General features: G+C 67.3%; 5 protein-coding genes. 4 read left to right on the forward strand and 1 reads right to left on the reverse strand.

Features of this window, described 5'->3' with window-relative positions; all coding sequences use genetic code 11:
• Positions 1 to 189 precede the first annotated feature (189 nt).
• The 4 genes from AC1KVG_RS13750 (at position 190) to bphP (ending at position 6,589) form a co-directional block, all read left to right on the forward strand.
• Entirely contained in the window at positions 190 to 2,352 is a 2,163-nt protein-coding gene (locus AC1KVG_RS13750; RefSeq protein WP_481094757.1) for a lytic murein transglycosylase, read from the forward strand.
• Positions 2,353 to 2,723: 371 nt separating this feature from the next.
• Complete coding sequence (locus tag AC1KVG_RS13755) at positions 2,724 to 3,995, forward strand: TCR/Tet family MFS transporter (protein WP_481094758.1); 1,272 nt, start codon at positions 2,724 to 2,726, stop codon at positions 3,993 to 3,995.
• Between the two features lie 99 nt (positions 3,996 to 4,094).
• Positions 4,095 to 4,688 (forward strand): biliverdin-producing heme oxygenase, encoded by a 594-nt coding sequence (locus tag AC1KVG_RS13760; RefSeq protein WP_481094759.1) that lies wholly within the window; start codon positions 4,095 to 4,097, stop codon positions 4,686 to 4,688.
• Positions 4,685 to 6,589 carry a bacteriophytochrome BphP gene (gene bphP / locus AC1KVG_RS13765; RefSeq protein ID WP_481094760.1) on the forward strand — a complete coding sequence of 635 codons (1,905 nt, stop codon included), beginning with the start codon at positions 4,685 to 4,687 and terminating at the stop codon, positions 6,587 to 6,589. Before AC1KVG_RS13760 ends, bphP begins: the two co-directional genes overlap by 4 nt.
• 139 nt (positions 6,590 to 6,728) lie before the next feature.
• Here the strand turns inward: bphP and AC1KVG_RS13770 are convergent, their stop codons facing one another.
• Entirely contained in the window at positions 6,729 to 7,904 is a 1,176-nt protein-coding gene (locus tag AC1KVG_RS13770; RefSeq protein ID WP_481094761.1) for a benzoate/H(+) symporter BenE family transporter, read from the reverse strand.
• Positions 7,905 to 8,190 lie beyond the last annotated feature (286 nt).

Below are 8,190 nucleotides of genomic sequence, written 5' to 3' on the forward strand. Positions count from 1 at the left end.
CCCCTCTGAAAAGCGCGCGCACCGCACAGTCACCCCTGCGTGTCGCCACCGACCAGCGCAGCGCACGATGCCGTCGCAACATCACGACCTGCACGCCTGCAACCAGCCAGGTTGGCTATCCTCGGCGGCTCGACTTGCCGCAGGAGCGCTCCACCGCATGACGTCCGTCTCTACGCCGGCCACCACGCCATGATGCCGATCCGGTGCGTCCTGCCCACGCTGCTGGCACTGCTGCCATTAGTCGCCTGTGCCGATCCGGCCTTCGACCGCTGCCTGGCGGGCCTGCAGACCCAGGCCGCCGCCAGGGGCGTGGAGGCCGCCAACTTCCAGCGTTTCACCGCCGGCCTGGCGCCCGATCCCAGCGTCTTGCCGCTGCTCGATGCCCAACCCGAATTCACCACTCCGATCTGGGATTACCTCGCCAGCCTGGTCGACAGCCAGCGTGTCACCGACGGGCAGGCCATGTTGGTCACCCACCGCGAGTTGCTGACCCGCCTGTCCGAACAGACCGGCGTGGATCCTGCCACCATCGTGGCGGTGTGGGGCGTGGAGAGCGACTACGGCCGCGTCACCGGCAAGCGCCCGTTGCTGGTCTCATTAGCCACGCTGTCGTGCGCGGGCCGCCGCCAGCCGTTCTTTCGCGGCGAATTCCTCGCCTTGCTCAGCCTGCTGCAGCAAGGCGACTTATCTCCGGACGGGTTGACCGGCTCCTGGGCCGGTGCCTTCGGGCAGACCCAGTTCATGCCCTCGACCTACGCCCGCATCGCGGTGGATGGCGACGGCGACGGCCGCCGCGATCTGGTCGCCAGCATTTCCGACGCGCTGGCCTCCACCGCCAACTATCTGGTCAAGGCCGGCTGGGAGCGCGCCCGCCCCTGGGGGATGGAAGTGCGCCTGCCTGCCGGCTTCGATGCGAGCAAGGCCGGCCGCACCCGTCGCCAACCGCTGCAGGCCTGGCAGACCGCCGGCTTGCTCGGCACCGATGGCAAGGCGTTGGCGCCGACCGGTGTGCCCGCCGATACCCCGGCGGCGCTGCTGCTACCGGCTGGCCCGACCGGGCCGGCGTTTCTGGTCTTCCGCAACTACGACGCGATCTACGCCTACAACGCGGCCGAAAGCTACGCGCTGTCGATCGCGTTGCTCGCCGACCGCCTGCGCGGCGGCCCCGGCCTGGTCGCGGCCTGGCCCACCGACGATCCCGGCCTGGGCCGCCCCGAACGGCGCGAACTGCAGCAATTGCTGCTGGCTCGCGGCCACCTGATCGGCGAGGCCGACGGCATGGTCGGCAGCGCCACCCGCCGCGCCATCCAGGTCGAGCAGACCCGCCTGGGCCTGCAACCGGCCGACGGCCGCCCCGGCCAGCGCATCCTCACCGCCCTGCGTGCCGCCCCGCCGGTCACTGGCGCCGCCGCCATCCGCGCCACCGCGTTCAAGCTGCCGGCCGCCTATCCCGCATTCGTCCAATCCCCCATCGTCCAGAAGGCACCCCCCATGTCCGACCTCACCGGCCTGCGCACAGGCGATTTCCACGGTTTCCCCTCGCTGTTGATCGACACCCCGTTCTCCAGCGCGGCCATCAGCCTGTTCGGCGGCCAGCTGCTGTCGTTCGTGCCCAAGGGCGGGCAGGACGTGATGTGGCTGTCGCCCACCGCCAAGCAGCCGCCCACCCCGATCCGCGGCGGCGCGCCGGTGTGCTGGCCGTACTTCGGCCGCCAGGATCAGACCGGCGATGTGCCCGCGCACGGCTTCGTGCGCACCGTGCCGTGGCAGCTGACCGACAGCCGCCGCGAAGACGACGGCACCCTGGTGCTCACGCTGACTCCGCCCAGCTTCGACGACCTGGCGCTGCGTCTGCGCATGACCCTGCGTATCGGCCGCACGCTCGAACAAAGCCTGATCACCGAGAACACCAGCCAGGCCCCGGTGCGTTTCACCCAGGCATTGCACAACTATTTCCGTGTCGGCGACGCGCTCAAGGTCAGCGTGCAAGGCCTGGACGGGCTGGACTACCTCGACAAGTACGAAAACTATGCCACCGCCCACCGTCAGCAAGGCGACTGGAGCCTGCGCGATCCGCGCGATCCCGGCCGCAGCGACCGCATCTACACCAACGCCGGTGGCCGCTACACCCTGACCGACCCGGTGCTCGGCCGCCGCATCGTCATCGCCACCCAGGGCAGCCGTTCGCTGGTGGCCTGGAACCCGGGCGAAGAGGCCGCCGCCAAGATGGCCGACGTGGGCGCCGGCTGGCGCGACTACGTCTGCCTGGAAGCGGCCAATGCCGGCCCGGACGTGATCGAACTCGCCCCCGGCGCCAGCCACACGCTGACCCAGACCATCAGCGTCCAGTAACCGCAAGAATCGCCCAAGGCACGCGCAGAACCCGCGCTGCTTTCGAAGAAAATAAAGAGGCAGCGATGACTCCCTTCTCCCACCGGGAGAAGGTGCCCCGAAGGGGCGGATGAGGGTACGCGCGAAGCCTGGTGGAGTTTGAGTGCACGTGTGGCTTCGCCCCATACCCTCACCCCAACCCCTCTCCCGGCGGGAGAGGGGCTTAAATGACATCCCAATGATCTTGCGCTGGACACAGAGACCAGGCTCTTCTGACGCACAGGCCAAGCGCTTCCCTTCTCCCCTCGGGAGAAGGTGCCCGAAGGGCGGATGAGGGTACGTAAGCCCATCTCCACCGCTACACTCGCCGCTTCGCCCCTGCGTGCCGCGCGATGTCCATCTCTCCCGATTCCGCATCCGCTCCTGCACCGGGCCGGCGCCGCGCCGCGCTGATCTTCATCTTCATCACCGTGCTGATCGACGTGCTGTCTTTCGGCGTGATCATTCCGGTGCTGCCGGATCTGGTGCGCCAATTCACCGGTGGCGACTACGCCGTGGCGGCCGGCTGGATCGGCTGGTTCGGATTCCTGTTTGCCGCCATCCAGTTCGTCTGCTCGCCGCTGCAGGGCGCCTTGTCCGACCGCTACGGCCGCCGCCCGGTGATCCTGCTCTCGTGCCTGGGGCTGGGCCTGGACTTCATCCTGATGGCGGTCGCGCATTCCCTGCCGATGCTGCTGCTGGCGCGGGTGATCTCCGGCGTATGCTCGGCCAGCTTTTCCACTGCCAACGCCTATATCGCCGATGTCACCCCTGCCGACAAACGCGCCAGCGCGTTCGGCATGCTCGGCGCCGCGTTCGGCATTGGCTTTGTCGCCGGTCCGCTGATCGGCGGCTGGCTGGGCAGCATCGGCCTGCGCTGGCCGTTCTGGTTTGCCGCAGGGCTGGCGCTGTTGAACGTGTTGTACGGCTGGTTCGTGCTGCCCGAATCGCTGCCCGCCGAACGCCGCACCGCGCGGCTGGATTGGTCGCATGCCAACCCGCTTGGCGCGCTCAAGCTGCTGCGTCGCTACCCGCAGGTCTTCGGCCTGGCCTCGGTGGTGTTCCTGGCCAACCTGGCGCACTACGTCTACCCCAGCATCTTCGTGCTGTTCGCCAGCTACCAGTATCACTGGGGCCCGCGCGAAGTGAGCTGGGTGCTGGCCGGCGTCGGTGTGTGCAGCATCATCGTCAACGCGTTGCTGGTCGGCCGGCTGGTGCGCTGGCTGGGCGAACGTCGCGCGCTGTTGCTGGGCCTGGGCTGTGGGGTCATCGGTTTCGTCATCTATGGGCTGGCCGACAGCGGCACCGCGTTCCTGATCGGCGTGCCGATCAGCGCGTTCTGGGCGATCGCCGCACCGTCCGCGCAGGCCTTGATCACCCGCGAGGTCGGCGCCGATGCGCAAGGCCGCGTGCAGGGCGCGTTGACCAGCCTGATCAGTCTGGCCGGCATCGCCGGTCCGTTGTTGTTCGCCAACGTGTTTGCCTGGTTTATCGGCAGCGGCGCCCCGTTGCATCTGCCCGGCGCGCCCTGGTTGCTGGCCGGTCTCCTGCTTGCCGCAGGCTGGGTCATGGCCTGGAAGCGGGCAGGGCGTGGGCCCGGCATCGCGCACGCAACGCCGCGATAATGCCAACCTATTCACGTTGCACTCGCGCCCGCTTTATCTGATTTGCGCAGGCGCTGCTAGGCTGGTGTCCTTCGTGCCGCGGCACCGCCTCGAGTCCCTATGTCTTCCGACGCCTTGGCAGTTCCGCCCTCGGCCGCGTTCGTGCTGCGCGATGCCACCCAGGGCGTCCATTGCCTGGTCGAAGCGATCCCGCTGATGCAGGCATTGGGGCAGGGACGCGTCGATCGCGACGCCTATGCGCTGATCCTGCGCCGGCACCATGCACTGCTGGCCGGCTTCGAAGCGCAACTGTACAATTGGCTCAGTACCCTGGCTGGAACCGGCTGGCAGTATCGCCGCCGCGTGCCGGCCTTGCGCGAAGACCTGCGCGCGCTCGGCCAGCAACCAGGCACTGCCATCGCAGCGCCCGCCGCCGGCAACGATGCCGCGCGCTGGGGCATGCTCTACGTCATCGAAGGCTCGCAACTGGGCGGCCGGATGATCGCGCGCAGCCTGCGCAAACAGCAGCCCGGTCTCGCCGATGCCCTGCGCTACTTCGAACTGGCCGACGACGATCCGGCCGGCTGGCGCCATTTCCAGACCGTGCTCAACCAACGTCTCGACACGCCTTGCGCACGCGCCGCCGCCATCGACGGTGCGCAGGCCATGTTTGCCCACTTCCACACCTGCCTCGCAGCGGAGCCGCGCCCGTGAACCAGCCAACCGAACCCCTGAATATGGATGTCTGCGCTCGCGAGCCGATCCACATTCCCGGCCTGATCCAGCCCTACGGCGTGCTGCTGGTGATCGAGCCGGCCGATGGACGCATCGTGCAGGCTAGCACCACCGCCGCCGAGTTGCTCGGCGTGCCGCTGGCCGAACTGTTGGGCATGCCTTACACGCAAGTGCTTGAACTGCCCGGCGAGCAGCCGTTCGTGGTCGACGACCAGGCGCAACACCTATTACATGCCGAGGTGCGTTTCCCCACGCGCGCCGCGCCCACCGATCACCCATGGGTGGCCGCCTGGCATCTGTATCCGGAGCAATGGCTGGTCGAAATCGAACCGCGCGACGCCCGCCTGATGGACGTCACCCTGCGCGAGGCGCTGCCGCTGTTGCGCAGCATCGAGCGTGATCCCGGCATCGACGAAGCGGCGGTGCGTGCGGTCAAGGGCCTGCGCAACATGATCGGCTTCGATCGGGTCATGATTTATCGCTTCGACGAAGAGTGGAATGGCGAAGTCATTGCCGAGGCGCGTAACCCCGAATTGGTGGCCTATCTCGGCCAGCGTTACCCGTCCACCGACATCCCGGCGCAGGCGCGCGCGCTGTACCTGCGCAACCGCGTCCGCCAGATCGCCGATGTCGGCTACCAGTCCGCCGCAATCGAGCCCACCTTGCATCCGCGCCTGGGCACGCCGGTGGATCTGAGCGATGTCAGCCTGCGGAGCGTCTCGCCGGTGCATCTGGAATATCTGGCCAACATGGGCGTGAGTGCCACCCTGGTCTCCTCGCTCGTGGTCAACGACGTGCTGTGGGGGCTGATCGCCTGCCACCACTACAGCCCGCACTTCACCAGCCACGCCATGCGCGATGCCACCGATGCGGTCACGCGCGCGCTGGCTGGTCGCATCGGCGCCTTGCAGGCGGTCGAGCGTGCGCGCATGGAATCGGTGTTGCTTACCGTGCGCGAAAAGCTGATCACCGACTTTAACGACGCTGCTCAGATGACGGTGGAGATGCTCGCCGATATGGCGCCTGACCTGATGGACGTGGTGGATGCCGACGGCGTGGCGATCTTCCATGGCAAGGAGATCAGCCGCCATGGCACCACGCCCGATGCCGCCGCGCTGCGGCGCATCCGCGACCATATCGAATCCGCACACCACGCCGCCCTGCGCGAGGATGCCGTCGGTGCCCTGCATGTGGAGGCGATCGGCGAGGTGTTTCCCGAGCTGGCCGATCTGGCACCGCTGGCCGCCGGTTTCATTTTCGTGCCGCTGATGCCGCAGTCGCGCAGCGCCTTGCTGTGGACCCGCCGCGAACAGGTGCAGACGGTCAACTGGGCCGGCAATCCGCAGCTGGCGAAGCTGGCGGACATCCCCAACTCACGGCTGTCGCCACGCAAGAGCTTCGATCTCTGGCAGGAAACCGTGCGTGGCCGCGCGCGTCGCTGGTCGCCGCTGCACCTGGAGTCGGCCCGCAGCCTGCGTGTGTTGATCGAACTGATGGAACGCAAACGCTTCCAGCAGGATTTCACCCTGCTCGAAGCCTCGCTGTCGCGTCTGCGCGACGGCGTGGCCATCATCGAACGTGGCGCAGCCACGGCCGCGCACCGGCTGATGTTCGTCAACCCGGCGTTCGCAGAGCTCATCCAGACCGAAGTGGCCGACCTGATCGGTTGCGACATCCTGACCCTGCTGGCCAGCGATGCCGCCCGGTCCAAGGTGGAACTGCTCGAAGAGGCGCTGCGGCAAGGCCGCGCCGCCTACGTCACCTTGCCGCTGCGCGCGCCCGGTGGCTCACCGGTCTACCGCCAATTCCACCTCGAACCGCTGCCCAGCCCCAGCGGCGTCACTGCGCACTGGCTGCTGCAGCTACGCGATCCCGAATAAGCGAGCCGGTGCCGCGCCGAGTGCAAGCTCGCAACATGCTGGCTGCGGTCCAGTTGCCTGCATCGCTTGGCGCAGTCGGGCAAGGTTTCTCAGTGAGTCGATCCGATAAGACGCCCATCCACTGGATGGTGTGCCGCGGCTAGGCCCGCGGCCGCAACACCAACAATGTGATCGTTCCGGCCACCAGGCCCCAGAACGAGGCACCGATCCCGCCCAGCGTCAGCCCGGACGCCGTGACCAGAAAGGTGATCAGCGCCGCCTCGCGCTCGCTGTCTTCGCGCAAGGCCGCCGCCAGGCTGTTGCCGATCGTGCCCAACAACGCGATCCCGGCGATCGCCATCACCAGCTCGCGCGGAAAGGCGGCAAACACCGCCGCCACGGTCGCGCCGAACAAACCGATCACCACATAGAACACGCCCGCACTGACCGCAGCCACATAACGCCGCGCCGGATCCTCATGCGCCTCGCGTCCCATGCAGATCGCAGCGGTGATCGCCGCCAGGTTCAAGGCAAAGCCGCCGAATGGCGCCAGCAGCGTATTGACCGCACCGATCCAGCCGATCGTCGGCGAGATCGGCACCGCATAGCCGGAGGCCCGGATCACCGCCACACCCGGCACGTTCTGCGAGGCCATGGTGACCACGAACAAGGGAATCGCCAGCCCGAACAGCGCCGCCCACGAAAGTGACGGCATTACCAGCACCGGATGCGCCAACTTCATCTGCACCGCCGTCCAGTGCAATAGCCCGCCACTGGCCGCAATCGCGATGCCGACCAGCAACGTCGCAATCACCGCATAACGCGCAAACCAGCGCCGCCCGACCAGATAGGTCGCCAGCATCGCCAGCGCCAGCAGCACCTGACTCTGCATCGCCACGAACAGATCCAGCCCAAAGCGCAACAACACCCCGGCCAACATGCCCGAGGCCAGCGAGATCGGAATGCGCCGGATCGCCCGCTCGAACAACCCCGAGAAACCAGCCACCATTCCAAGCACTGCAGCCACCACAAACGCACCGACCGCCTCAGGCAACGGCACACCGGCCGCACTGCCGATCAGCATCGCCGCACCCGGCGTGGACCATGCCGTCACCACTGGCACGCGATAGCGCAGCGACAATCCAATGCAGGTCACCCCCATGCCGATCCCGAGCGCCCACATCCACGAGGCGATCTGCGCCTGATCCGCCCCCAGATGGCGTGCCGCCTCGAACACGATCACCGCCGAGCTGGCAAAACCCACCAGCACCGTGACAAAGCCTGCAGCAATCGCAGGCAGGGACAGATCGCGGAGCAGGCTGCGGGAGGTAAGCATCGAGAGCTCTCTATCTAGTGCATGCATTCTTACCGAGCATGCCGATGATCGATACCCAAGCACTTTCCTATAGCTAGCCCTTTGTTCTACATGGAGTGGGCAGCGCCGCTTCAGGGTGAGTGGTCGTCGAATCAGGCCTCGCGCATTGGCGCAATGACGGCCGTGTCATGTCAGTGTCAAAAAGTGCTTGCACTTCTGCCCAGTCTCGATAAACTGCGCGACCTCGCTCAGGACGGCGGCGCTTCTCGAAGCACCGCAACAACGAACGGGTTCGAAAGCCTCCAGA

It is taken from the genome of Xanthomonas sp. NCPPB 3959 (genome assembly GCF_056675575.1).